The sequence below is a fragment of the Chryseobacterium sp. PvR013 genome, assembly GCF_017833095.1.
Taxonomy (GTDB): Bacteria; Bacteroidota; Bacteroidia; order Flavobacteriales; family Weeksellaceae; genus Chryseobacterium; species Chryseobacterium culicis_A.
Genome location: NZ_JAFIBT010000001.1, coordinates 2,843,348 through 2,868,007, shown reverse-complemented (window position 1 = coordinate 2,868,007; position 24,660 = coordinate 2,843,348). Strand labels below are relative to the sequence as shown.

Annotated in this window: 23 protein-coding genes; 15 read left to right on the top strand and 8 right to left on the bottom strand. The window is 37.0% G+C overall.

Going from position 1 to position 24,660, the window contains the following annotated elements; translation table 11 throughout:
- Positions 1 to 302: 302 nt before the first annotated feature.
- Both JOE44_RS12940 and JOE44_RS12935 read left to right on the top strand, forming a co-directional pair.
- On the top strand, positions 303 to 830 hold the full coding sequence (locus JOE44_RS12940; protein WP_209785906.1) for a TetR/AcrR family transcriptional regulator: 528 nt from the start codon (positions 303 to 305) through the stop codon (positions 828 to 830).
- Between the two features lie 3 nt (positions 831 to 833).
- Complete coding sequence (locus JOE44_RS12935; protein WP_209785905.1) at positions 834 to 1,247, top strand: nuclear transport factor 2 family protein; 414 nt, start codon at positions 834 to 836, stop codon at positions 1,245 to 1,247.
- 176 nt (positions 1,248 to 1,423) lie between these two features.
- Here the strand turns inward: JOE44_RS12935 and JOE44_RS12930 are convergent, their stop codons facing one another.
- Positions 1,424 to 2,431 carry a catalase gene (locus tag JOE44_RS12930; protein WP_209785904.1) on the bottom strand — a complete coding sequence of 336 codons (1,008 nt, stop codon included), beginning with the start codon at positions 2,429 to 2,431 and terminating at the stop codon, positions 1,424 to 1,426.
- A 287-nt stretch (positions 2,432 to 2,718) separates the two neighbouring features.
- Here JOE44_RS12930 and JOE44_RS12925 point away from each other — a divergent pair, with 287 nt between their 5' ends.
- The 5 genes from JOE44_RS12925 (at position 2,719) to JOE44_RS12905 (ending at position 6,624) form a co-directional block, all read left to right on the top strand.
- On the top strand, positions 2,719 to 3,153 hold the full coding sequence (locus tag JOE44_RS12925) for an FKBP-type peptidyl-prolyl cis-trans isomerase (RefSeq protein WP_105684271.1): 435 nt from the start codon (positions 2,719 to 2,721) through the stop codon (positions 3,151 to 3,153).
- Between the two features lie 141 nt (positions 3,154 to 3,294).
- On the top strand, positions 3,295 to 4,245 hold the full coding sequence (locus JOE44_RS12920; protein WP_209785903.1) for a hypothetical protein: 951 nt from the start codon (positions 3,295 to 3,297) through the stop codon (positions 4,243 to 4,245).
- A gap of 65 nt (positions 4,246 to 4,310) precedes the next feature.
- Positions 4,311 to 4,721, top strand: a complete 411-nt coding sequence (locus JOE44_RS12915) for an Rrf2 family transcriptional regulator (protein ID WP_209785902.1) — start codon at positions 4,311 to 4,313, stop codon at positions 4,719 to 4,721.
- Between the two features lie 58 nt (positions 4,722 to 4,779).
- Entirely contained in the window at positions 4,780 to 5,433 is a 654-nt protein-coding gene (locus tag JOE44_RS12910) for an NAD(P)H-binding protein (protein WP_105684268.1), read from the top strand.
- Between the two features lie 15 nt (positions 5,434 to 5,448).
- Positions 5,449 to 6,624, top strand: a complete 1,176-nt coding sequence (locus JOE44_RS12905) for an MBL fold metallo-hydrolase (protein ID WP_209785901.1) — start codon at positions 5,449 to 5,451, stop codon at positions 6,622 to 6,624.
- Positions 6,625 to 6,783: 159 nt separating this feature from the next.
- Here the strand turns inward: JOE44_RS12905 and JOE44_RS12900 are convergent, their stop codons facing one another.
- Positions 6,784 to 7,812 carry a M23 family metallopeptidase gene (locus JOE44_RS12900; protein ID WP_209785900.1) on the bottom strand — a complete coding sequence of 343 codons (1,029 nt, stop codon included), beginning with the start codon at positions 7,810 to 7,812 and terminating at the stop codon, positions 6,784 to 6,786.
- A 224-nt stretch (positions 7,813 to 8,036) separates the two neighbouring features.
- Between JOE44_RS12900 and JOE44_RS12895 the strand changes: the two genes are divergently transcribed.
- Positions 8,037 to 9,077: an NAD(P)H-dependent glycerol-3-phosphate dehydrogenase gene (locus tag JOE44_RS12895; protein ID WP_209785899.1), complete on the top strand. Its 1,041-nt coding sequence runs from the start codon at positions 8,037 to 8,039 to the stop codon at positions 9,075 to 9,077.
- Positions 9,078 to 9,153: 76 nt separating this feature from the next.
- Here the strand turns inward: JOE44_RS12895 and JOE44_RS12890 are convergent, their stop codons facing one another.
- Genes JOE44_RS12890 through JOE44_RS12880 form a run of 3 tightly spaced genes read right to left on the bottom strand, consistent with a single transcriptional unit; the run spans position 9,154 to position 11,871 of the window.
- Positions 9,154 to 9,924, bottom strand: a complete 771-nt coding sequence (locus tag JOE44_RS12890) for a hypothetical protein (RefSeq protein ID WP_209785898.1) — start codon at positions 9,922 to 9,924, stop codon at positions 9,154 to 9,156.
- A gap of 11 nt (positions 9,925 to 9,935) precedes the next feature.
- Entirely contained in the window at positions 9,936 to 10,757 is an 822-nt protein-coding gene (locus JOE44_RS12885) for a hypothetical protein (protein WP_209785897.1), read from the bottom strand.
- 10 nt (positions 10,758 to 10,767) lie between these two features.
- The gene (locus tag JOE44_RS12880) at positions 10,768 to 11,871 is read right to left on the bottom strand and encodes a hypothetical protein (RefSeq protein WP_209785896.1); all 1,104 of its coding nucleotides are present in this window, start codon (positions 11,869 to 11,871) and stop codon (positions 10,768 to 10,770) included.
- Between the two features lie 512 nt (positions 11,872 to 12,383).
- Between JOE44_RS12880 and mqo the strand changes: the two genes are divergently transcribed.
- From mqo to JOE44_RS12865, 3 genes are all read left to right on the top strand, one after another.
- Positions 12,384 to 13,889 (top strand): malate dehydrogenase (quinone), encoded by a 1,506-nt coding sequence (gene mqo, locus JOE44_RS12875; protein ID WP_105684261.1) that lies wholly within the window; start codon positions 12,384 to 12,386, stop codon positions 13,887 to 13,889.
- 67 nt (positions 13,890 to 13,956) lie between these two features.
- A complete protein-coding gene (locus JOE44_RS12870; protein WP_105684260.1) occupies positions 13,957 to 14,358 on the top strand; it encodes a hypothetical protein in 402 nt (133 codons plus the stop codon).
- A 1-nt stretch (position 14,359) separates the two neighbouring features.
- On the top strand, positions 14,360 to 15,226 hold the full coding sequence (locus tag JOE44_RS12865; RefSeq protein WP_209785895.1) for an AadS family aminoglycoside 6-adenylyltransferase: 867 nt from the start codon (positions 14,360 to 14,362) through the stop codon (positions 15,224 to 15,226).
- Positions 15,227 to 15,228: 2 nt separating this feature from the next.
- On the opposite strand, the gene JOE44_RS12860 is transcribed toward JOE44_RS12865, so the two are convergent.
- Complete coding sequence (locus tag JOE44_RS12860; RefSeq protein WP_209785894.1) at positions 15,229 to 16,809, bottom strand: GMC oxidoreductase; 1,581 nt, start codon at positions 16,807 to 16,809, stop codon at positions 15,229 to 15,231.
- 130 nt (positions 16,810 to 16,939) lie between these two features.
- Here JOE44_RS12860 and JOE44_RS12855 point away from each other — a divergent pair, with 130 nt between their 5' ends.
- From JOE44_RS12855 to JOE44_RS12840, 4 genes are all read left to right on the top strand, one after another.
- Complete coding sequence (locus tag JOE44_RS12855; protein WP_209785893.1) at positions 16,940 to 17,557, top strand: DUF1684 domain-containing protein; 618 nt, start codon at positions 16,940 to 16,942, stop codon at positions 17,555 to 17,557.
- Positions 17,558 to 17,561: 4 nt separating this feature from the next.
- Positions 17,562 to 18,035, top strand: coding sequence for a GNAT family N-acetyltransferase (locus JOE44_RS12850; RefSeq protein ID WP_245169781.1), 474 nt, complete (start codon positions 17,562 to 17,564; stop codon positions 18,033 to 18,035).
- Positions 18,036 to 18,108: 73 nt separating this feature from the next.
- On the top strand, positions 18,109 to 18,918 hold the full coding sequence (locus tag JOE44_RS12845) for a glucose 1-dehydrogenase (protein ID WP_105684255.1): 810 nt from the start codon (positions 18,109 to 18,111) through the stop codon (positions 18,916 to 18,918).
- Positions 18,919 to 19,035: 117 nt separating this feature from the next.
- Complete coding sequence (locus tag JOE44_RS12840) at positions 19,036 to 21,705, top strand: glucosidase (RefSeq protein ID WP_209785891.1); 2,670 nt, start codon at positions 19,036 to 19,038, stop codon at positions 21,703 to 21,705.
- 15 nt (positions 21,706 to 21,720) lie between these two features.
- Here JOE44_RS12840 and recO read toward each other — a convergent pair whose 3' ends face one another.
- Together recO and JOE44_RS12830 are read right to left on the bottom strand one after the other, a co-directional pair.
- Positions 21,721 to 22,407: a DNA repair protein RecO gene (recO, locus tag JOE44_RS12835; protein ID WP_105684253.1), complete on the bottom strand. Its 687-nt coding sequence runs from the start codon at positions 22,405 to 22,407 to the stop codon at positions 21,721 to 21,723.
- The gene (locus JOE44_RS12830; protein WP_209785890.1) at positions 22,407 to 24,659 is read right to left on the bottom strand and encodes a T9SS type A sorting domain-containing protein; all 2,253 of its coding nucleotides are present in this window, start codon (positions 24,657 to 24,659) and stop codon (positions 22,407 to 22,409) included. Before JOE44_RS12830 ends, recO begins: the two co-directional genes overlap by 1 nt.
- Between the last annotated feature and the right edge of the window lies 1 nt (position 24,660).

The following is a 24,660-nucleotide window of genomic DNA, read 5'->3' as shown; positions in this document are numbered from 1 at the left end:
AACGCAAAGGCGCAAAGAAGATAAAAATTATGCTGCTTTTTAAGACGCAAGAAAATCAAAGATTTTCAGCAAGGATAATTACTTATATTAATTATTTGCATTATTCAAAGCCATATTATTAGCGGTATTCAATTTTATCGAAGATGAAATCCTTGCGCCTTTAATATGTGATATTTATAAAAATTTAGCGCCTTTGCGTTTTCCAATCTTACTCCCAATAAAAATATTTTAAAAATAAAAACAGACAGACTGGTCTGTATGTTGTTTTTTTTCATACATTTGTTCCAGAAAAGAAAAGCAATATGAAATCTCCAAGAGAAAGAATTATAGAAACCACATTTCAATTGTTTGCAAGACAAGGCTATAATTCTACAGGAATCAATCAGATTATTTCCGAAGCAGAAGTTGCCAAGGCAAGTTTCTATCAGTATTTTAAATCCAAAGAAGACCTATGTGTGGAATTTCTGAATGTGAGACATGACTATTGGTTCAATGAACTCAATATTTTTTTAGCAAAAGAAAAAGATGCAAAATCCAAAACCATCAAAGCTTTCGATTTTTTAGTTTATATGAATGAAAAGGAAAGCTTCCGGGGATGCAGCTTCCTGAATATTCTGTCAGAAATCCCAATGGATAATAGTAAAATCCTAAGTGTTATTCAATCCCATAAAGCAGACCTGAGAAATTTCTTTTTAGAATTATTGAATGATGATGAGCTTTCAGATCATATTTATATGCTTTTTGAGAGCAGTATAATAGAAAGCCAGCTTTTTAAATCAAATGAATTAATTGTAAAATCAAAAAAAATAGTCACCAATTTAATACAATAAATCATGGAACAGAAACATCCGCTTCCGCCTTTCACCCTTGAAACGGCACTGGAAAAAATTCAATTGGCAGAAGATGCCTGGAACAGTCAGGATCCTGAAAAGGTTTCCAAAGCCTATACCATCAACAGTGAATGGAGGAACAGAGACACCTTCGTGAATGGAAGAGAAGATATTGTAGCATTTCTCCAGAAAAAATGGGAAAGAGAGTTTAATTATAAGCTTAAGAAAGAATATTGGGCTCACACAGAAAATCGTATTGCTGTTCGTTTTGAGTATGAATATCAAACCAAAGATGGAAGCTGGTTCAGGGCATATGGAAATGAAAACTGGGAGTTTGATGAAAACGGTCTGATGGCAAAAAGATATGCAAGCATCAATGACCTTGCTATCAAAGAAGAAGACCGAAAGTTGAGATAAAATAGAGCAGGCTGTCTTAAAAGTGTCATTCTTCCTTCGTCAGAAATCAAAGATTCGACGTAGTCAATGACATAGACCAAATTATTTGACTTTTGAGACAACCTCTTTTATTTGAGAACAAAACCTTTACATCTGCATGTAAATTCATCACTCATGATTTATAATTCATCATTACTTTAACTGTTTTTCCCATGCAGCAGTTTGTTAATCTTCCTCCTCGTCTGCACGGAAACTTTATAAGCTTCATCGCGGAGTTTCTGTATTTTTCCTACAGGCTGGAAGAATATTTTACTTTCAAAAGGATTGAATGAAAGTAGCTCAGTCGTACAATTATGTGAATCCAACAATGAATTTTTATTGATTCTGACTTCGCCGATTTTGATAAATGGAGAGTTTTTCCATTCAACATTCAGCCTGTTGATGGGTTGGTCTTTTAAATCATTGCAAATCTGTATCAAAACATCTGCTGCAAAATCATTCGTTTGCAGATAATTTTTTAAAGAATCCTTGACCTTCTGCTTTCTTCCAAAATTTTTATCCACAGATTGAGGACATAGCTTTATTTTGATAATCTGGTCTCCCAAACGGTAGGCACCTACAGAATAATAATCAAAGGACAGAATAAAATCATTTCTCTTCCCGATAAGTTTTATCATATTGCGGAGTATATCCCCAGTGAATAAAGAAGGAATCATTTTAACCATCTGAATACACAAAGGGAATACTTTTCTCCATTGCTTCATATAAAGCTGGTTAATTGCTGTAAACAACTTCAAAAATGTAGAAACAGAATTAATAGGGAACAAAGGAAAATTGACCAATGGATAATTGGCAAGCAATCCACCGTTCTCATCCTTGATCTGTACAGCAAACCCATAAGCCGGAATATCTTTCTTTGAGTTTTTGATTTTCAGCTGAGCATTAGAGAAACGTATGGTAAGGTCAAACTTTTCCTTATCGAAAAAATATTGCAGCGATTCCGGAATATCGGGTTCTATCCAGAATGTTCCCTTTGCTACCGCATACGTTTTAGCATGGGCATTTCTGGTCGCATAATTGACATCACTGATGGAAGAGGATTGTTCAACAAAATCCGCAATTGTTTTTTTATTGATTTCCAGAAGTTTTTTTTCCTCCTCATTCAGTTCATCAAACTTCTTATTATATTTTAATGGATTTGGCATTTAGTTTTTAAAATTCAATTATAACGCCAAGTTTTGAAATCTGTGTTAAGCAAGTATTACAATTATTTGAATTTTGTGGAAAAGAAGATTGTTAATAAAAAATTATAAGTCAATATGATTGTATAATTTTAACTGATAATTCATTTAAGTTGTTGATTAATAGTGTTTAATAAGAATGAATTAATAAGATCTTGTTTGATGTTGAAAGACTTGATTTTTTGAGTTTCCATCCTCGAGCTTCCATCTTCCAAGCTTAAAAAAGCCTTATCTTTGTAAAAAATTATAATATGGGAGTAGCAGATATGTTATTTAAACGTAAAAAAGAATTAGCAGAAAAGAACCTGAAAGATGGTAAAGAATATATGGAAGAGTATGGTAAAAGAGAAAGCGTTGTGCAGTTACCAAGCGGCTTGCAATATGAAATTATTACTGAAGGTGATGGAGCAAAACCAGGTCCTAAATCTACTGTAAAATGCCACTATCACGGAACTACCATTTCCGGTAAAGTGTTCGATAGCTCTGTAAAAAGAGGTACACCTGCATCTTTTCCTTTAAACAGAGTAATTTCAGGTTGGACAGAAGCACTTCAGTTAATGCCGGTTGGAAGTAAGTGGAGATTGATTATTCCACCGCATTTAGCCTATGGAGATCAGGAAATCAGCAAAGAAATCGGACCCAACAGTACTCTTATTTTTGAAGTTGAATTGCTGGATATTAAATAATCCTTCTTAAAAATAGATTAAAAATTTACCTGATTTCAGGTAAATTTTTTTATTTGTGTTATATTCGTATTGATAATTGTAAAGAAGAAGAGGAAAATGAAGGAGATACAATATATCAATCCTGCACAAAAAAATGACTGAATGAAAAAACTTTTTTACCTTTTGATTGTTTTCGGGCTTCTTACTTCCTGCGTTTCCAGGAAGAATCAGGCTATTCAGCAGAATATTCTTACGTTGAAAGACAGCTACTGCAAGGCTCCGTTCAAATATAACTACAGTAATAAAGTTCCCTCTCACAATTCTGATTCCATTTTAGCGGCCAATAAAGAATTAAAAGAGATTTTTTCCGATCAGAGTATCCTGATATTAAATGCACTGGATAACCTGGATGAGGTTCATGAAATTATTGATCTTAAAAAAGACTCGTCCCTTGCTTCCCAGATTAAAGTTTTACAGCTAAAGACAAAAATAAACAGTAAAATAACGATTGCTCTTACGGAATTGGATGCTGTGGCCGCAGAATTTGACTGTGAAGGAGAAAGAGTAGCACAGATCGGAAATTATGTGGATAACCTAAATTCGTCAAGAAATAATAAACTGATCCTTTATTCCATTATTGCCGGAGCAGCAGCTTCCATAGCGGGAGGAATTGTACATGATGAGGGCTGGAGTAATGCTATTGACATCGGCGGAGGGGTTCTGGGAGCGGGTTTTGGTCTGGCGACCCTTAATCCAAAAGGGAAAAAAGTGGAGTTTATCCATCAGAGAAATCTTTTGAGAGATATCTGGAGAGAAAAGTTAGAATCTCCCAATTTTCCTCCTTTCATCTGGTATATGTACACAGAGAAAAAATTTTCGAACAGAGAAGAACATTCCATTATCGGGAATATGAAAATGAGATGGCTTCACTATCAGTTTGATGACAATAAAGAAACGGCAGATACATCTGTTATTTTCAGTGATGGCGGATTTTACAGGGCAGATGATCTTCATAACCGTGCGGCCATGCTTAATCAGATGCAGTCTGCAACACGTACCATCAATCAGAACATCAATTATTTATTACTTGATCTGGATAAATTAATCCTTTAAGAAAAATTTAACTGTAATAAATTTTGTTACAATTAAAAAATGTGTATATTTGCACTGTAATTACAATGAACAATACAAGATTTGCTACGGCAGTACATATTATGACCTTATTGGCCAAAAGTCCTCAGGAGTGGCTTACTTCTGACTGGATGGCGGGTAGTATCAATGTGAATCCGGTGATCGTCCGAAAGGAGATCAGTGTGTTGAAAGAAGCAGGCCTGATTATCAGCAGACAGGGAAAAGAGGGAGGAAGCCAGCTTGCAAAAAATGCAGATGTGATTACAATTTCTGAGATCTATAAAGCCGTAAAAAATACAGAAGTATTAGGGAAAAAAAATCAGAATCCTAATCCGGCATGCAGTGTTGGAAAAGAGATTAACAATCATTTAAATACTTTATTTGAAGAAACAGATCGTTTGGTGGTAAACTTTTTAGGAGACAAGTCATTACAAGAATTCACTGACCAGTTCGGATAAAATTTTTTATCTTTAAATGTAACAAAATTTATTACAATTTAATTAAAAATAAAACATTATGAAAAAAGTAGCAGTAATCGGTGCAACAGGATTTGTAGGAGCACACGTGGTATCAGAATTAGCAGACAGAGGATATGCTGTAGAAGCATTGGTAAGAGATGCATCCAAAGTAAAAACACAGGAAAATGTAACCGCAAAAAGCATTGATGTCAACAACGTAGATGAATTGGCTGAAGCACTGAAAGGAAGCGATGCCGTAATCAGTACATTCAATGCAGGATGGACGAATCCTAATCTTTACAACGATTTTTTAAATGGTTCTGAAAATATTCAAAAAGCAGTAGAACAATCAGGAGTAAAAAGACTGATCGTAGTAGGAGGAGCAGGAAGCCTTTATACACCGGATCATGTACAAATTGTAGATACTCCGGATTTCCCTGAAGCTTACAAGCCGGGTGCAACAGCAGCAAGAGATTATTTAAACAAAATCAAAGAAAATAATACGTTGGACTGGACCTTTTTCAGCCCAGCTGTAGAAATGAATCAGGCGAACGTAGGGGAAAGAACAGGAAAATACAGAACTTCACTGGAAACTCCGGTATTTGATGAAAACGGAAGAAGCCGTCTATCTGTAGAAGATGTAGCTGTAGTTTTGGTAGATGAATTAGAGCAGAACAATCACATCCGTGAACGTTTTACAGCAGCTTACTAACATAAAAAGACAGAAATGATACAAAAGAAATTATGGTCGTTATTGGCCTTATTAGGATTTATCAGCATTTTCGCAGGGAATCTTAAAGTGAAAGTTTATAATCCGGGAACCAAAGCTATTTTTCCTATTACTTCTACCATTATTTATGGAGATAAAGATGCCATACTTGTAGATGCTCAGTTTCAGAAGCAGTATGCCGAGCAGCTCGTGAAAGAAATAAAGGCAACAGGGAAAAATCTGAAAACCATTTTTATTTCTCACAGTGATCCTGATTTTTATTTTGGACTGGATGTTATCAAAAAAGCCTTTCCTAGCGCAAAGATTATCTCAACTGCTCAGACAGCCTATTTGATCTCAGCTTCAAAAGATGATAAAATGGGCGTGTGGAAACCACAGTTGAAAGCAGATGCTCCATCAGAAATTATTGTTCCTGAAGCAGCTGTTGCAATTCCTGATCTTGAAGGTCATACAATTGAAATCAGACAAAATCCGGAAGATCCGGCACACAGTTTTCTTTGGATTCCTTCCATTAAAACTATTGCAGGCGGAATTTCAGTTTCGGTAGGTTCACATCTTTGGATGGCAGATACACAGAATGTAAAAGCAATTGATCAATGGATCGGGCAGATTGATGCTATGAAAGCATTGAAACCGGAGCAAGTTATTCCTTCCCACTTTGCAGAACTTTCTACGTCACCAAAATCTCTTGATTTTGTGAAAAGCTATCTGGAAAACTATAAACAGGCAGTCACTGAAAACAAAACGTCTTCTGCTGTTGTAGATTTTATGGTTAAAAAATATCCTGATCTCCATGGAAAAGATGAGTTGGGAATGGGAGCAAAAGTTTTCTTTGGCGAAATGGCTTGGGATCTGAGATCTCCATATCCGGCAATCGGACATCAAGTGGAAGTGGATTTTGGAGCTGTAAAATTCCTTCTTGATTTTAAAGATAACAAAACAATGACGTTTACAGGAACAGCCGGAAGTTCAAAAAACAGTACTGATACTGTAGAATATACGGCTGTAGAAGTAGCAAAAAATGTTTTTATGGTCTATTGGCATGAGCCACACCTTGGTTTTAATGTAACCCATATTCAGGATTATAATAAAAATATTATCTATTCAAATATTGCAGGTCCTGATGGTACTTTTACCCATCCGAAAGGAACTCTTAAGATTTTGAACCATTAAGATTTTTTGAATGATTGAAGCTGATTTAAGGAAAATAAAAGAAAGACTCTGCTTAAAGCGAAGCTCATCTTAATATTCTTACAACCTTAATAGAACCTTAATGGTTTAAAAATTTCATCATCAACAAAAAAGGCCGTTCTATGTGAACAGCCTTTCTTTTTATAAATTCATAAACAATTTCGGATTAATCGGAGTATTGTTTTTGTGTACTTCATAATGCAGATGAGGTCCTGTAGATCGTCCTGAATTTCCGGATTTGGCTATTACCTGACCTACTTTTACTTTATCATTTACCTTAGAAACAAGTTGTGATAAATGTCCGTATAGCGTAGCCAATCCATTTCCGTGAGAAACAATCACGCAGTTTCCATAACCTCCTTTCTGTCCGGAAAAAATAATGGTTCCGGCGGCGGCGGCTCTTACATCAGAGCCATAGGCAACAGCAATGTCCAATCCTTTGTGGAACTGCATCTGATCAGCTTCAGCAGGGGCATTGTTTTTTTCAGCAACCGCTGTTTTGGTTGTTGTGGCTCCGGCAACCGCTTTTGTTGTAGTAGAAGCTGGGGCAGCAGCCACTGGAGCCGCTTTTGGAGTAACCATCACTTTTACTTCCCTTTTGTTTCCATAGCTGTCGGTAAGCTCGATAATTTTCTCAACAGGTTCAGCTTTTACTTCAGGTTTTGGAGCTGCAGCAACTGCCGGTTTAGCTTCCGTTGCAATACTTGTTTTTACAGAAGCAAAAACAGTTTTGAATGGAATAGGATTTTTTCTCACTCCGAAATTGGAAGAAATATATCCGTCAGTAGGCATTCCTAATGGAACCTGCATCAGTTTTTTCTGAAGATCCATCAGATACTGGCTGTATCGGTTAGCTTGTTTGGAAAGATAAATAGAATTTGAAATACTGTCCTGGTTGAGCATCATCAGTTTTTCATTGGTAATGTCTTTGGACTTCAGGAAGGAGTTGAGTTGAGCAACAGTCTGATCTACAAGGGTAAGATCAGTTTTCATTTTTAAATAATCTACACTGTCTTTTTCAGTGTTTATTTTTACAAGGTTCACTTCGTAGGTTTTGTCATCTCTTTCGGAAAAGAGCTTTGCAATGAATACACCTTGTGCAAAAACTACTAGTAAAAGTCCTCCCAGGAGAATGTTTACGTTCTTCTTGCTGTTTAGAAATTTTTTCATATTTCTTCTCTTAGTAAGTTAAAACGGTTTTGAAGCTGCAAATTTAATTAAAAATAACCTTTGTGAGTTATTTTTAATTAAAATTCAGTTTTTTCTGTATTTAACGGCTAATTAGCTATTTAATTGTGTTGAAGTGTTAATTTTTTCAGAAAATGGCTTTTATCATAGTTTCAAAGCCCGCGTTACGTCTTTGTTTTAATATCTTTGCAGTTCACATTCCAATTATGGCTAAAAAGAAAATTATTTCAGAATCTTCGAATCCAAAAAAGAATAAAAAGGATATTTCTGTAGGAGTTGTAGGGAGCGGAAGTTTTGCAACCGCTATCGTAAAAATGCTTGTTGAAAACTGCAAAATAGTACACTGGTGTGTAAGAAGTGAATTTGTAAAGGGAGCCATTGAGCTTCGCGGACATAACCCAACTTATCTTACAGCAGCACATTTTAATCTTAAAAGTTTAAAACTGACAACAGATATTAATGAACTGGTTTCTGCCTGTGACGTTATTGTGCTGGCAACTCCGTCTATCTATCTGTCTGATACACTGGATAAGATGACCTGTGATTATTCAGATAAGATCTTTATTTCTGCAATTAAAGGGATTATTCCTAAAGTAAATGATGTGGTAGCGCATTATCTGCGTGATGAATTTAAAATTGGTTTTAGAAACCAGGCCGTTATTGCAGGCCCTTGTCATGCTGAAGAGGTGGCTATGGAAAGACTTTCTTATCTTACTATTGCGACAGTAGAAGATGAGATTGTTGAAAAACTTGAAGGAATCTTCAGTTCAGACTTTATCAAGGTACACACAAGCAAAGATATTTTAGGAAATGAATACAGTGCAATCCTTAAGAATATTTTTGCCATCGGGGCGGGAATAGCAAGTGGATTAGGGTATGGGGACAACTTTACAGCAGTATTTGTTTCCAATGCTATCCGTGAAATGGAAACTTTCCTTGAAGCAATCTACGAAGCACCTAGAGATGTGAATGAAAGCGCTTATCTGGGTGACCTTTTGGTAACAGCCTATTCACTTTTCTCAAGAAACAGAAACCTTGGAAACCTGATTGGAAAAGGATATACGGTAAAATCTGCTATTCAGTCTATGAACATGGTAGCAGAAGGATATTACGCTGCTGATTCCATTTATCAAACAGCGAAACAAAAAAATCTTAAACTCCCGATTATCGATACAGTCTATGCTATTCTGTATGAAGGTAAAAATGCTGAAAAGCAGTTTAAAAAGCTGACTGCAAAATTGAATTAAAAAACAGGACCTTAGAATTAAGGTCCTGTTAAACATAAATAATTAAACTTAAGCATTTCCCATGCTTAAGTTTTTTTTATAGACTCATCTTAGTAATGACAAGTGCTAATGATGATCTCACATTCAGATTGCTGGCTGTAAAGCCGTTTCCTGAATCAAATTCAAATTTCTGACGAATAGTGGTTGGAGAAGCTAAGACTAAAAAATAACTTCCCTGATAAAATGTAAAAGAACTGGATAGCTGACACATTCTGTTGGTTTCCGTGATGGTTGCGCTGGTAGCAGAATTAATCAGATAAGATCTTGTACAGGTGAAATTCTGGCCAAGATACTGGGTATTAGCTGTTCCGTTGTTGTTATTTGCATTACTGGAATCCACAGAATACCGTACAATATAAGTTCCGGCGGGCAGCGTAATCGTGGAGTTATCTGCACCTAGTGAAGCTCCTGTAATTTTATTTGAAGTTACCGTAAAGTTCCCTAATGTATTATTCGTGCTTCCGGTAGGGATAAGTACTCCCGAACTGATAAGCAGAGACATGATCTGAGGTTCAGAACCTGAAACGATAATACGCTGCCATTGATTTCTTACCCAAACATAATATCCTTTGGGAAAAGTAGATGCTCCTCCGCTATTGTAGATGATAAGTCCATCTGCAGGATTGGCGATAGGAGTTGAAGTACTGTTCAGAGCAAGCAGGTCATATTGCGGAAAAAGAACCCCTTTATTGGAAGAATTAATGTCCAGAACGCTGCTGGCATTCGGTGTATTTGTATTGATACCAACTTGTGCATTTGAGAAAATACTCAACAGTATCATACAGGCTATGTAAATAGATGTTTTCATTGTGCAATAGATTATTGATTAAGTGCTGATCTTTGAATGTCAACTTTAGCATTCGTAATGATTATTTCTCCGTTATTAGGAGCTGTTCCTCCTGATCCGTTCTGATAAGTTCCTCCTGCATCATGAGCAATGGCAGGAACTAAAAGAATTGGAGCTGTTGAAGTAGTTACAAAGGAGAAGCTCATATTCAGCGTATGAGTCTTATTACTGGCAATCGATTGTGCATTAATGCTAATGGTTTTCCCATACTGATTTCCGGTAGACGGGTCAATAAGTTTTACAAGATACTGATGCAGATGAACAGAAGTTCCCCCGATTCCGGCAGTACTGCTCTCAAGAGCTGTTCTGATGTTCAGGCATACATTCACCAGATAACCACTGTTTCCGGGAAGAGTGATGACTCCTGTAGAGGTATTGTATAAAGCTCCGATATCATTGGATACTACAGTAAAAGCAGCATCATTGAAATTTTTGTAAGTCCCGTTGGCAAGGCCTCCCAATACAGCATAATCAGTAGTACGCTGAAGCATCATATAACTTACCAGATTATAAGTATCGGAAAGCTGGGTCCATCTGCTGTTTTTCCAGATATAAAGACCTGGACTGATAGAATTTCCTTTATTGTACACAACCAGTCCTTCTGCCGGATTATTTACCGGTGAAGTATTACTCAATATGTCTACAATATCCACTCTTGGAAGAAGCACTCCCTTGTTGGTAGATTGTGAAACTTCAAGAACCGCAGAGCTGTTCACTGAAGATTTCCCAATAGCAACCTGTGCATATATGGTCTGAGCTATAATCAATAATAGCAGCATGTAATATTTTTTCATATTCATTCTTTTAAAGCTGAGATATTTTAATATAAGAACCGGTTGGGATCACATTCACAAGATCGTAGAATGTACTGTTCTGCATTCTTCCAAGGTTTAATCTGAGCCCTCCTATAATATTGGCATTGGCATTAGCAGGAACCGTGTAATAATAAGACCAGGTGGCAAGATGATTGGTATTGATCTTAGAAACAATAGGAACTTCTTTTCTAGTAGCCCCTCCTCCGGTAAAGGTATTCGTTGTATTATTATAGGTATCGTTGATAAAATCTATAAAATATCCCATCAGGTAATAAGAGCTTCCTGAAAGTGGAGCTGTCCCTCCCTGTCCCGATGGATTTTCCTGAGGTGAATTTAAATTCAGGTTAACCTCTACCAGATAATTTCCTTGTGGAAGAATCAGGGAATATCCTCCGGCAGTGTTCGGAAGAACTTTGAATCCGCTAATGTTTGAAACTCCGGAAACGGCTGGATTATTAACCATAAGCTGAGTGCTGGCACCGGCTATAGCATTGTCTAGAGCAGATAAAGATCCGGTAAAATCAAGATAGGCAACCTTTGGCGTATTTTGAGCATCAATGGTGCTTTGCCATGTATTGTTTGTCCCATTAAAAAAATGAAGAGCCTTGTTGTTGCTGTTGGTCCCTCCATTAAATCCAATGAGCGCATTGGCAGGAGAGGCAACAGGACTCGTTGTGCTGCTTAGGTTAGCAATATTCAGGTTGGGAAATAATAATCCTTTATTACCTCCGGAAACGGTTACTGTAGGAGCTGTAGTGTAGCCACTGCCTCCGTTGTTAATGGTGATACCTGTAACCTGACCATTGGAAATGGTCGCTGTAGCACGGGCTTTTGATCCTCCGTTAACAATAGATCCTCCTCCAAAGAAATTGATTGTTGGTACAGCAGTATAGCCACTGCCTCCGTTGCTGATGGTAATCCCGGTAACTGCTCCTCCTGAAATGGTGGCTGTAGCTGTGGCTGGGGTTCCATTGAAGTTCTCAATGTGCAGAATAGCACTGGGGTCTGGTGTGGACGTGTTAATTCCTACACTTCCGCTTTGGGCAAAAGCCACTGTCGCGAATAGTGTACTCACGAAGTTAATGATTTTCATCTTTAGTATGTTTACGAAATAATTTTAATTAAATACTTATTGGAATATGTATTAAATCAATTGAAAGGTACGTAAAAAAATCAGCCATGCAATATGTTATGTATAGAATTATATCTATAATATTATGTATTTATCAATCAATAGTGAGATTATTTAAATTTAATGTAATGATTTATCACTTATTGTTGATAAAGTGTGATGGCGTAAATGGTTATGGTTATAGTGTTTAATATGATGAACTTAAATAAACTTAAATTTTTATAAAATTTCATCCCTGAAAAAACAATCAATTAGTTACCATTCAGTGAATTAAAAAAAATAAAAATTTAACATTTTTGTAAACAAATGTTTTACATTATCAATCATTTCAATAATAGTTTATTGAAATTTTCCATTGTTTTTTGTTGTGTGTTAAAGAAGTATTTTTGAGTGAAAAAATAACGTGTTAAAATCGTTAAACGCGTTCTGGTTTTTAAAACTTTTCCCGAAATTTGAAGTAAAATTTTAAAATTATGTCACAATCGCTTACAAGCAGAACACCGAAACCTAAATACGACGTTGTACTGATAGGCGGAGGAATCATGAGCGCCACTTTAGCAACGCTGCTTCATGAATTTGATCCAAATCTGGAAATTGCAATCTTTGAAAGACTTGGAAGGTTTGCCAAAGAAAGTACTGCAGCATGGAACAATGCCGGAACAGGGCACTCCGCATTTTGTGAGCTAAATTATACGCCGGAAAAACCGGATGGATCTATTGATATCACCAAGGCAGAAAGCATTGCAGAACAGTTTGAAATTTCAAAACAATTCTGGGCTTATCTGATCACCAAAGGGTATATTCATGAGCCGAAAGAGTTTATCAATTCATGTGCCCATATGAGCCTGGTATTCGGAGAAAAAGATGCTGAATATCTTAGAAAACGTCATGATAAAATGGCAGAATCTGTACTCTTCTCAGGAATGGAATTTTCTACAGATCATGATAAACTGAGGGAATGGATTCCTTTGGTGATGAGTAAAAGAAATCAGTCTGAAGTAATGGCAGCAACGAAGATGGATATGGGAACGGATGTTAACTTCGGAACATTGACAAGAAAAATGGGAAGACACCTTCTGGAAGATTCTAACGTAGAGGTTTTCTTATATCATGAAGTAAAAGACATCAGCCCCAGAGAAAGTGGTAAATGGGAAATGAAAGTGAAAGACAGGATTCATAGCCATAAACAAGAGGTCGTTGCTGACTTTGTATTTATCGGGGCAGGAGGATATGCACTTCCGTTACTGGACAGTTCAGATATTAAAGAAAGTGAAGGATATGGAGGTTTCCCGGTTTCAGGGCAATGGCTGGTAAGTCATAATCAGGAGCTGGTAGAAAAACACCATGCTAAAGTATATACACAGGCTACGGTGGATGCTCCGCCAATGTCAGTTCCACACCTTGATCTTAGAATCATTGATGGTAAGAAAGCTCTTCTTTTCGGACCTTTTGCAGGGTTCTCAACCAAATTTTTAAGAGAGGGAAGCTATCTCGATCTTCCTGAAAGTGTGAACACCAAAAATTTAAAATCACTTTTCGGAGCATGGTGGCATAATATCCCTCTTACGAAATATCTTATCCAGCAGGTTGCGATGACGAAATCTCAGAGAATGCAGCATTTAAGAGAATTTATCAAAGATGCCAAGGAAGAGGACTGGGAATTGAAAGTAGCAGGACAAAGAGTTCAGATCATCAAAAAAGATGAAAAAGATGGTGGTAAACTGGAATTCGGGACTGAAGTGGTTGTGAATAAGAGCGGAACGATTGCGTCTTTATTAGGCGCTTCACCGGGAGCATCTACAGCAGTATATGCCATGCTGAATGTGCTGGAAAAATGTTTCCCGGAAAAACTGAATGGAGAATGGAAAGAGAAATTGCTTGAAATGATTCCTTCCTACGGACAAAAACTGGCCGCAAACCCGGAACTGACCCATGAAGTAAGGCATTATACAAAAGAAAAATTAGAATTAGAATATTAACATCACTAATGAGCAATGAGGAATAAAGGCTATTACTCATTGCTCATTACTTATTACTCATAAAAAGGTGGAAGAAATAATTGTAAAACCAGTTATTGCAAAGGAAATCCTGGAATCTCTTCAGGCGAAAACAGAAGAGGAGAAACAGGTTATTGTACACTGTTGTTTTCCCGCATCACCATTTTTAGGAAACCTGATCAGGATCTGGCATTCAACCTATCTTTTTGATAACCAGTCTGAGCATAGAAGCAAGCTGATTCATGCGGAAAATATTTCAATTTCTCCCTACTGGACACCGGTTCCTTTTATGAAAGACTTTTGGTTTACCCTTATATTTTCCGGGCTTCCTAAAGACTGTAAAAGTTTTGATCTGAAAGAAGTTATTCATGAGGAAGGAGGCTTTTTTGTAGAATCAATCAAAAGAAATTCTTCTGATGTGTATCGTGTGAAAATATCAGAATCCTATTAATATGAAAGTAAGGGAAGAAAAATTAGAACAGATTATTCATTGGGCTGAAAACAATCCGGATATCCGTGTTGTTCTCCTGACCAGTTCATTGGTAAACCCTTACGCTCCTGTAGATGATTTTAGTGACCTTGATATAGAACTTGTTTTTGAAAACAGAACAACCTATGAATCCGGAAATGAATGGATAAAACTTTTTGGTGATCCTATTTCCATGATTGAAGAAGATGATCGTGTTTTTGAAGGAAAGCATGCAATGAAAATGGTTTTGTATAAAGATCATGTGAAAGTTGACTTTAAGCTGTATCAGGTAGCAGAATTTATAGAAGAAATCAATCAAGAAACTCTTCCCGAAGATTGGGATGTAGGGTATAAAGTTTTACTGGATAAAGATAACCTGACTGAAAACCTGAAGTCCCCGACATATCAGTCAGTCATGATTCAGAAGCCAACGGAAAAAGAGTTCCGGCAGCTGATCAATGACTTCTGGTGGGATACAACCTACGTTGCAAAGTGTTTGAAGCGCGGAGATATTTTTTATGCTAAATTTATGTCTGAAAATATTCTTCGTACAGATTATCTCGTCCCTTTAATTGAATGGTTTATTGCAGGAAATCATAACTGGAATACTATCACAACCAATAAACACGGAAGACTTTTCAAAAAATACTTATCTCAGGAACTATGGAGTACGATAGAAGCTACTTTCTCTGATAGCAATATTGAAAAAAACTGGCAGGCCTTGTCTGCATATGCAGATCTGGTACATGAGCTGGGAACTTCACTGGCTGAAAAGTTTCATTTTATCTATCCGGAAAAGCTGGAAAATGAGATCAGAAACTATCTTAAGGAAGTACAGACAAAGTCTTAATTTCAGGCAAATTCATTCTGTCTGATAAGGTTTTCAATACAGTATTCTGCAATAGCTGTAATGGTAACAAACGGATTGACACCAATAGTTCCCGGAATTAAAGACCCATCCAGAACATACAGATTCTCATGATCTTTTAGTTTTCCATATTCGTTGGTAGCTTCACCTAAAACGCACCCGCCAAGCGGATGATAACAAATATCTGCACCAAAGCCGTTATTGAAAAGTAAATGACTTCTGGTTCCTCCATTAGCCTTATTCATTTTTCTGATAAAGTATTGAGCATTTTCTTTCATTTTGGCAGTATTGCTTTCATTCCAGTTCAAGGTAAGAGATTTGTTGGCTGTATTGTAAGCAACTTCTCCCTTTTTATCAACCCTGTTGATCAGCAGATACAAAGCTGTAGCGACATCCATTCCCATAGGTAAAGGAGCAATTTCCGTGAAAAACGGATGCTCAGGATCATCCCAGTTATCAATTCCTCCCACAGGAATTGTGGATTGCTTAGCTCCCGTGCCTCCTGATAAAGGTTTTACCCAATTTCGTCCCGTCATAAAGTTTCCGTTATTTCCCCAGTTTTTACCAATCTTTTCATGGACAGGAAATCCGTTCTCTGCATGGGATTGCAACAGAAGCTGTAATGTTCCCATGGTTCCTGCGGAAAGAATCAGTTTTTTACAGTTGAAAACTTTCTGAGCAACCAGAGCTCCGGAGGTATCAATCTGCTGCACATTTAATGTATAGCTTTTATCATCATTCATTTGAATAGTCTGCACACAGTGAAGATCAAGAATCTCCAGATTTCCGGTCTCAAGAGCTTTTCTGAGATAGGTTTTATCTAAACTGTTTTTCCCATAGTTGTTTCCGTAGATCACTTCAGTATTAAGAGCAGAACGCGGGACTTCATTCCTGAATTCTTTTTCCATATACTTAAAATCATACACATTGGGAACTCTTATCGTCTTGAAACCAGCCTTGTGAGCCTCTTCTTCACCTACCCGTGTGAACTTATAATAAGGACAGTCTTTCAGAAACTGTTCATCAATAACATTTACTTTAAGTTCTTCCCGTACCAGAGGGAAGTAATGATGGTAAAACTTTTCCGCATCAAGATCTGGGAAAACTTCTTTGAAATAACTTTCTTTGGGAGTAACGGCCATTCCTCCATTCACCAGAGAACCTCCGCCAACACCTCTTCCTACCCAGATATTAATATGATCAAAATCCAGACGGTCCAGTATTCCTGTAAAAGGAGTCAGAGAGAAAATATTCATAAAAGGAGCAATGCTTTTCTTTTTCAGCCATGCAGAACTTTTCCCGGGTTTCAGCAGATTGGAAAAGGGAATTCCTGCTTTTTCCCAGTTAAGACCCATTTCAAGGATGATTACTTTTTTTCCGGCTTCACAAAGACGCAGGGCAGATACAGCACCTCCGTAGCCACTGCCAATAATGATAATCGGAACATCATCGTATTCCTTTATCTCATTGTTTGTTCTTGCTTTAGCGTGAAGTAATTCGGATTGAAGAAAATAAAATCCTGATATCGCCAAAGCACTGGTCTTAATGAAGCTTTTTCTGTCCATGAGCTTTGTTTTTCAAAAAGTATGCTAGAGGTGCAGGCTCGTATTTTATTTATTACAGATTATATTTTTTATTACAATTTTAACTTTTATTGTTTCGGAAATTCATAGTTTTACTTATAATTTTAAATTCATGAAAAAATATATAATACTCTTTTTACTGCTTCCGTTATGGGCTTTTTCTCAAAAAAAGATATCAAAAGAAGAAAAAGAGGTACAGAAATTTCAGAAAGAACTGAATGCAGAATATTTCAATCCAAAAGAAACTCCATTAAGAGAAGATAACCTTAAAAACTTTAAAGGACATCCTTTCTTTCCTTTTGATGCCAAATACAGAGTTACGGCACAATTTGTCCAATCAAAAGATACCCAACCCTTCGATCTTCCTACGTCTTCAGGAAAAACAAAGTCGTATCAGGAATATGGAAAAGCAACATTTACACTGGATGGAAAGCCTTATACCGTTACTTTATACCAGAGTCTGGATTTGATCAAACAGGACAAATACAAAGATTATCTTTTTCTTCCTTTCCGTGATGCTACCAATGAAAAAGAAACCTATGGAGGAGGGAAATATATGGATTTAAAAATTCCGAAAGGAAATACGATAGTGCTTGATTTTAACCAGTCATATCATCCTTTCTGTGCCTATAACGCTTACGATTACAATTGCCCTATTGTTCCTGAGGAAAATAAACTTCCCGTGGAAATCCGTGCCGGGGTAATGTATGAAGATGTCTACCATCACTAATATTATGATACACTTAGAATTCTTTAAACAGGAAGATCTCTCTGGGATAAGCTATGCTCTGGATGAAAATCAGATGCGCTTTACTGCAACTGCCCAACAGGCTTTACAAAGCATCAGTGAACGTAATGATGAAGACGCATTTCCGGTGACCATATTTGAAAATGATGCAGCCGTTGGTTTTTTTGTCCTTGATTTTGGGAATGATAAACTTGAGCTTACCGATAATAAAAATTCAGTTTTATTACGCTCTCTATCTGTGAATCCTCAGATGCAGGGAAAGGGAATTGGGAAAGCTGCCATGCTGGAAGTAGGTGATTTTGTCAGAAAGCACTTCAATACCTGTGATGAAATTGTATTGGCAGTAAACCAGAAAAACAATTCTGCTTATCATATTTATCTTCAGGCTGGATACATTTATGATGGCAAAACCAGAATCGGAAGAAGTGGTCCCCAATACCTGATGTACAAAAAACTTTAATAAAATTTTAAAATCATAATTTTTTATCTGCTGATATCTTTCCATAACTTTGAGTAACATCAAATTACAAAACATGGAAATATCACTTCAAAATCAGGTGGCTGTAGTTACAGGAGCTTCCAGTGGAATTGGTTCAGGGATTGCAAAATCATTAGCATCAGCTGGGGCAACAGTCATTGTTAATCATTCTTCGGAGAGATCTGCTGAAGAAGCTAAAACCGTTTTAAAAGAAATAACGGATGCAGGAGGAAAAGGAATGACCTATCAGTGTGATGTATCCAAGGAAGATCAGGTGGTCAGAATGTTTCAGGATGTTGTTTCTGAGTTTCAAACCGTTGATATCCTGATCAATAATGCAGGGATTCAAAAAGATGCAAAATTTACTGAAATGACTTTGGATCAATGGAATGCTGTCATAGGCGTTAATCTGACGGGACAGTTTCTATGCGCAAGAGAAGCCATTAAAGAGTTTCTTAGGAGAGGAATAGATCCTTCACGTTCTGTGGCTTGTGGAAAAATCATTCATATCAGTTCAGTACACGAAATTATCCCTTGGGCCGGACATGCTAATTATGCATCCAGTAAAGGCGCCGTAAGAATGCTCATGCAAACCCTTGCTCAGGAATATGGAGCAGATAAAATCCGTGTGAATTCTATTTGTCCGGGTGCCATCCAGACTCCTATTAATCAAAATGCATGGAGTACTCCGGAAGCCCTCAATTCCCTTCTTACTCTGATTCCTTATAACCGAATCGGACAGCCGCAGGATATCGGAAACCTGGCAGCATTTCTTGCCAGTGATCTTGCCGATTATATAACGGGAGCCAGTATTTTTGTGGATGGTGGAATGACCACGTTTGAAAGTTTTTCTACGGGAGGGTAGAGGAATTCAAAGTTCAAAGTTCAAAATTTAAAGTTTAAAGTTTTGAGGTTGTTCTCAGAGCTTGAATCAAATGTATAGTACTCATTGCTCATTATTCATTACTTATAATTATCGCTTATGTCAGAAAAACAGAGAATTTCAGATGTTTCATGGAAAAAATGGGGCCCCTATGTCAGTAACCGTGAATGGGGACTTGTTCGTGAAGACTATAGTGAAAACGGAGATGCCTGGAATTATACTGGTCATGATACGGCAGAAGCCAAAACTTACCGCTGGGGCGAGGAAGGAATATGCGGAATCTGTGATGATCTCCAGAAGCTGATATTTTCTGTGGGATTCTGGAACAAAAAGGATAAGATGGTCAAAGAACGGTTCTTTGGACTGACGAACGGGCAGGGAAACCATGGTGAAGATGTAAAAGAATACTTTTATTACATAGATTCCACTCCTACGCATTCCTATATGAAAATGCTGTATAAGTATCCTCAAAATACTTTCCCCTATGAAGAGCTGATAAAAACAAATGCAGCAAGAGGAAAAGAAGAACCGGAATATGAATTGATTGATACAGGGATTTTTGATCACAATGAATATTTTGACATCTTTATTGAATATGCAAAGGAAAGCCAGAATGATATTCTTGTCAGAATAACAATAGTCAATAAATCTGAAAAAGAAGCTCCTCTTTTACTATTGCCGACAGTTTGGTTCAGAAATACATGGAATTGGGGATATGATGACTACAAGCCTCAATTGTCTGCTGAAGATTCTGATCATATTAATGTCAGCCATAAGGATATTGAGATAAAAAATGTGTATGCAAAACAATCTTTAAAGACCCTGTTTTGTAACAATGAAACCAATAATGAAAGGCTTTACCAGTCTTCCAATGAATCAAAATACTGTAAAGACGGGATTAATAATTTTGTGATGACAGGAAATTCCCAGTCGGTCAATCCTCAGAATACCGGAACAAAAGCTTCTTTTTTCATTGATGAGGATTTTCAGGCCGGAGAATCTAAAATATTTGAATTCAGACTTACAGATAAGGATATAAGAGAACCCTTTAAAGATTTCGATGCTCTTTTTGAACAAAGACAGAAAGAAGCAGATGAATTTTATGCAGAAATCCAGAAAGGTATTTCTTCCGAAGATGAAAAACTGGTACAAAGACAAGCTTTTGCAGGAATGTTGTGGAACAAAATGTTTTACCACTATAATGTTGAAAAATGGCTGAAAGGAGATCCTGCAGAAATGCCTCCTCCAAAGTCCAGAGAGAAAATAAGAAACTACGACTGGAAGCATCTTAATAATGAACATATTATTTCCATGCCTGATAAATGGGAATATCCGTGGTATGCCACCTGGGATCTGGCGTTTCATACCATCAGTTTTTCACTGATAGATCCGGATTTTGCAAAACATCAGCTTAAACTTTTCCTGTTTGAATGGTATATGCATCCTAACGGACAGCTTCCTGCTTACGAGTGGAATTTCAGTGATGTGAATCCTCCGGTACATGCATGGGCCGTATTCAGAGTATTCAAAATTGATGAATACTTAAAAGACAAACCTGATCTGGAATTTTTGGAAAGTGCTTTCCAGAAGCTGTTGATGAATTTCACCTGGTGGGTTAACAAAAAAGACCTTAATGGCAACAATATCTTTGAAGGCGGCTTTTTAGGGCTTGATAATATTGGTGTTTTTGACCGGAATACTGTTTTACCAAACGGAGAACAGCTGGAGCAGTCGGACGGTACGAGCTGGATGGCGATGTTTGCCCTGAATATGATGAGAATTGCTTTGGAACTGGCTCTCTATAACAATGTGTATGAGGAAATGGCGATGAAGTTTTTCGAACACTTTCTGGCTATTGCCCATTCACTGGACAATATGGGTGATGAAAATTTCAGCCTTTGGGATGAACAGGATGAATTTTTTTACGATGCCATAGCTTCCAATGATGGAACACATATGTACCTGAAGTTAAGAACCATTGTAGGATTGATTCCAATGTTTGCCGTTGAGGTTATCGATGATGAAATGATTGAAAACCTTCCCAATTTCAAGAAAAGAATGAAATGGGTACTGGATAATAAACCGGAACTTGCCTCTTTGGTTTCAAGATGGGAAGTGAAAGGGCAGGATTCCAAACACCTTTTATCTTTACTTCGGGGACACCGTTTGAAAAGACTGCTAAGCCGGATGTTGAATCCGGATGAGTTTTTAAGCGATTATGGGGTGAGGGCTTTGTCCAAGGAATATGAAAACAATCCTTATACATTACTGCTGAATGACACGAATTATAGTGTAAAATATACACCTGCAGAAAGTGATAGCGGACTTTTTGGAGGGAACAGCAACTGGCGCGGTCCGGTATGGTTTCCTATCAATTTTCTTATTATTGATAGTCTTCAGCGTTTTTTCTTTTACTATAGCCCTGATTTTTTAGTGGAATATCCTACGGGAAGCGGAAACTATTCAAATCTGGATCAGATTGCAGATGCTTTAAACAAGAGGCTTGCCAAGATATTTTTGAAAGATGAAAATGGAAAAAGACCCGTTCATGGCCAGTATGAAAGATTTCAGACAGATCCGGATTTCAAAGATTATATCCTGTTCTATGAATATTTTCACGGTGATAACGGTCGTGGAGTAGGAGCTTCCCATCAGACAGGATGGACAGGACTTATTGCCAAAATTCTACAACCCCGGTTTTCCAAAAAAGAAATGGCAGAATCCGAAACGGAAATGCCGGATGATGTTGAAAAAACAAAAGAAAAGTAAGAAGACTAATGGGGCTTATTCAAATATCTGTTGTATAACCTCCAGTGAGGCGGGAGTTTTGAAATCCGTAATATGATAATGATAGTATACCAAAAGACTGTCAAGGAAATCTTTTCTTAAAGACGAATGGATTTTTGTGGAGTAAAAATCCTCTGCACAAAGGGCTTTTTTCCACAGCGTGGAAATTTCCTCATTGAAAAGCTGATGACATATTCCCGGGGAAAAAGTTCCCGTTTCAGGATCTAAAAACCTGCCTTCACTCAGCAAAGGAGCAACGCCCTGTATTTTTAAAAAAGCCAGCAAAAACAGAAGGTGTGCCTGATAATTTTTATGAGTCAGTTCACTGATAAAATGATTGATACCGGAATAGATCGGAATATTTTTATTCTCATACTTCAGAATATGACTTAGAAAATCTGAGATAAAGAAAATCACAGTATTGACCCTTATATCGGTGTAAATATCATTGTTTTTTACCAGTTCAAACTTTGAAACAGACGGTATACCGTTGCCTCTTGATGGATTTACAGAAAAATTAAGCTGGCTCAATGGCTGAAGCAGGGCTTTCTTTTTATTCTTTTTGGAATAAATTCCTTTCAGAAAATAGCTTTGAAAACCCTCTTCTTCTGTAAAACAATGCAATACAGCATCATTTTCTCCATATTTTATAAACGAAAGTAAAAAACCGTTTTGTGAATTCATTAATTAACCACTCCTATTTTGGCGGTAGCTTTATCAGACCCGTCTTCATTTGTCATCAGGACAAAATAAATCCCTGATGCTACTCTTGTTCCTTTCTGGTTATTAAGATCCCATTCATAATAACCTCCTCTTGCTACTGCAGAGTGAACTACATTTCCTGCAGCATCCACAATTCTTATATTGGTTTTTTCTGCCAGACCTTTAATCGTAACTTTTCCTTTGAAATTGGAATAAACAACAGGATTAGGGTACACCATAACGTCCCCGAAATTAGAGGTCACATCCGCAACATCTCCCTGATAGGTTACAATACCATTATATGTTACAAAATATACTTTCCCTGTTTTTTTATCAACTTTTATATCAGTAACACTATTTGTAGGAAGAGGTGAATTTTCCTTTGTAAAATGCTTTATGGTTCTCTGACCATCGGCAGAAAGGTAATAAACTCCACCGCCGTCAACAGATACCCATTTATAATCACCGGCATCTACTGCAATCTGCAGAATTGCTGATTCTCTGAAAAGTTCTTCACCCAAACCATTCTGCTCTATAACTATAGGCTCCACTTTAGGCTGGGCGCTTTTTATTTCTGATGCTGCATTAGGCATAACCCTTAGACCTCCATCTGTACCAATCCAGGCATCACCAGACTTATCAAATGCTACAGATAAAATCCCTCCTGAACTGTTAAATCCATTAGCTGTTCCCAGGATATAATCATTGTCGTCAGAAAGATTATTGGCATTTTTATAGTCATATACCCAGAAATTATTAGATCTCGGTAGTGGAGTCCATAACATATTTTCGTAGAAAACCGGTTTTTGTGTACCATCACTGGCAAGAACTATTTTCTTGATAAGAAAATCATCAGCTAATTTATCGTAGATTCCTATAGAAGGATTTCCATCATTGAAACCAAAAGACACAAAAAGATTACTCTGGGAGTCTGTAGCAAAACCTACAGGGCGTCTGTAATAAGGCTGTGCCCCGAGATTATAATACTTTACCATTTCAAAATCTTTGCTGGAAGCATTATATTTCATTTTGTACACCCCGTTATCAAACATCGTATAATTGGTGAAAAATACTTCATTATTACTAAGTGGACTTAACGTAGCATCTAGTACATTGATGGACTGTGGGTTATTAATGAAAAAAGAAGGATAGATCCATTCTGTACCGTTGAAATAATAAAATCCAGGTTTTTTAGGATTAATAGCCGGCTCGTTATAATTATTCGCTCTTGCTCCGGTAGAAACAAGGAGTTGGTTATTATCAAAAAGATTGATATTATACGCCAAATTGAAGTAAGGACCGGAAGGTTTATAAGTATTGTTACCTTCATCCTTGATTCCCGATAATACAGTTCCACCTAGAATTTTTCCACCGGCTGTTAGTGCAGTATTACATTCTTCACCAAGGCTTACCGCATTTTGTGATACTCCATTAATCCCATAGGTATATACTCTGTTATCGGTAACGGTAATACTATTGGAACTAATCACCACATCCCTGATTTTTTCAAAAGTAGTAGGAAGTTGTGTTGGGCTACCATTATTATAAATATAAGCTGCTGTAGCCGTTGAGAAAACCAGTTCTGATTCTGAATCTATATGTTTGAAAACTCCGGGAGCTTCCGTTGTCCAGGTAGAATATACCGGAAATGTAGTATTCATTTGATGGCTTTTCAATCCTGTATCTGTTACAGAATATACTTTATTTCCGAATATTGTGGCTTCATTACTTGCCTGGTAAACCCCGCCAGACAGGAAAAATGCTGAATCACCAAATTCTTTATTCTGCAGATTAAATATGGATAGCCCATATCCTACAGAAATTACCGCCTGATCTCCGGTTATGGAAATATGATTGATTTTTTTATTCCCGTTATATCCTGTAGCAATAGGAATATCAACAATATATTTGATCTCTTGTGGCGTGATCACATCCATAGATCCGTTTTCATAACCGATAAGCCCGGTTTTAGTCTGTGGATTATAATCAAAGGCTGTGATTCCGATATTGTGCAGACCATTGGCCTTGGATAACTTCGTAATTTCTCCTGTTGATATGGTATAATAGAATATTCCGTTTTCTGTAGCTGCAATGATTTTTCCATTGTCTTCTTTCATTGCTAAGATCTTGTTGTAAGAAAAAAGATCAGCCCATTTTTTGGATGAAATAACCTGAGCCTTTATCAGCTGCAGGGATGCTAAAATACCAAGAGAAATTATAGAGAGTTTTTTCATA

Bases quoted from the DNA above. Each gene is read 5' to 3' on its own strand.
- JOE44_RS12940 (WP_209785906.1), top strand. From the start codon at position 303: ATGAAATCTCCAAGAGAAAGAATTATAGAAACCACATTTCAATTGTTT.
- JOE44_RS12935 (WP_209785905.1), top strand. From the start codon at position 834: ATGGAACAGAAACATCCGCTTCCGCCTTTCACCCTTGAAACGGCACTG.
- JOE44_RS12930 (WP_209785904.1), bottom strand. From the start codon at position 2,431: ATGCCAAATCCATTAAAATATAATAAGAAGTTTGATGAACTGAATGAG.
- JOE44_RS12925 (WP_105684271.1), top strand. From the start codon at position 2,719: ATGGGAGTAGCAGATATGTTATTTAAACGTAAAAAAGAATTAGCAGAA.
- JOE44_RS12920 (WP_209785903.1), top strand. From the start codon at position 3,295: ATGAAAAAACTTTTTTACCTTTTGATTGTTTTCGGGCTTCTTACTTCC.
- JOE44_RS12915 (WP_209785902.1), top strand. From the start codon at position 4,311: ATGAACAATACAAGATTTGCTACGGCAGTACATATTATGACCTTATTG.
- JOE44_RS12910 (WP_105684268.1), top strand. From the start codon at position 4,780: ATGAAAAAAGTAGCAGTAATCGGTGCAACAGGATTTGTAGGAGCACAC.
- JOE44_RS12905 (WP_209785901.1), top strand. From the start codon at position 5,449: ATGATACAAAAGAAATTATGGTCGTTATTGGCCTTATTAGGATTTATC.
- JOE44_RS12900 (WP_209785900.1), bottom strand. From the start codon at position 7,812: ATGAAAAAATTTCTAAACAGCAAGAAGAACGTAAACATTCTCCTGGGA.
- JOE44_RS12895 (WP_209785899.1), top strand. From the start codon at position 8,037: ATGGCTAAAAAGAAAATTATTTCAGAATCTTCGAATCCAAAAAAGAAT.
- JOE44_RS12890 (WP_209785898.1), bottom strand. From the start codon at position 9,924: ATGAAAACATCTATTTACATAGCCTGTATGATACTGTTGAGTATTTTC.
- JOE44_RS12885 (WP_209785897.1), bottom strand. From the start codon at position 10,757: ATGAAAAAATATTACATGCTGCTATTATTGATTATAGCTCAGACCATA.
- JOE44_RS12880 (WP_209785896.1), bottom strand. From the start codon at position 11,871: ATGAAAATCATTAACTTCGTGAGTACACTATTCGCGACAGTGGCTTTT.
- mqo (WP_105684261.1), top strand. From the start codon at position 12,384: ATGTCACAATCGCTTACAAGCAGAACACCGAAACCTAAATACGACGTT.
- JOE44_RS12865 (WP_209785895.1), top strand. From the start codon at position 14,360: ATGAAAGTAAGGGAAGAAAAATTAGAACAGATTATTCATTGGGCTGAA.
- JOE44_RS12860 (WP_209785894.1), bottom strand. From the start codon at position 16,809: ATGGACAGAAAAAGCTTCATTAAGACCAGTGCTTTGGCGATATCAGGA.
- JOE44_RS12855 (WP_209785893.1), top strand. From the start codon at position 16,940: ATGAAAAAATATATAATACTCTTTTTACTGCTTCCGTTATGGGCTTTT.
- JOE44_RS12850 (WP_245169781.1), top strand. From the start codon at position 17,562: ATGATACACTTAGAATTCTTTAAACAGGAAGATCTCTCTGGGATAAGC.
- JOE44_RS12845 (WP_105684255.1), top strand. From the start codon at position 18,109: ATGGAAATATCACTTCAAAATCAGGTGGCTGTAGTTACAGGAGCTTCC.
- JOE44_RS12840 (WP_209785891.1), top strand. From the start codon at position 19,036: ATGTCAGAAAAACAGAGAATTTCAGATGTTTCATGGAAAAAATGGGGC.
- recO (WP_105684253.1), bottom strand. From the start codon at position 22,407: ATGAATTCACAAAACGGTTTTTTACTTTCGTTTATAAAATATGGAGAA.
- JOE44_RS12830 (WP_209785890.1), bottom strand. From the start codon at position 24,659: ATGAAAAAACTCTCTATAATTTCTCTTGGTATTTTAGCATCCCTGCAG.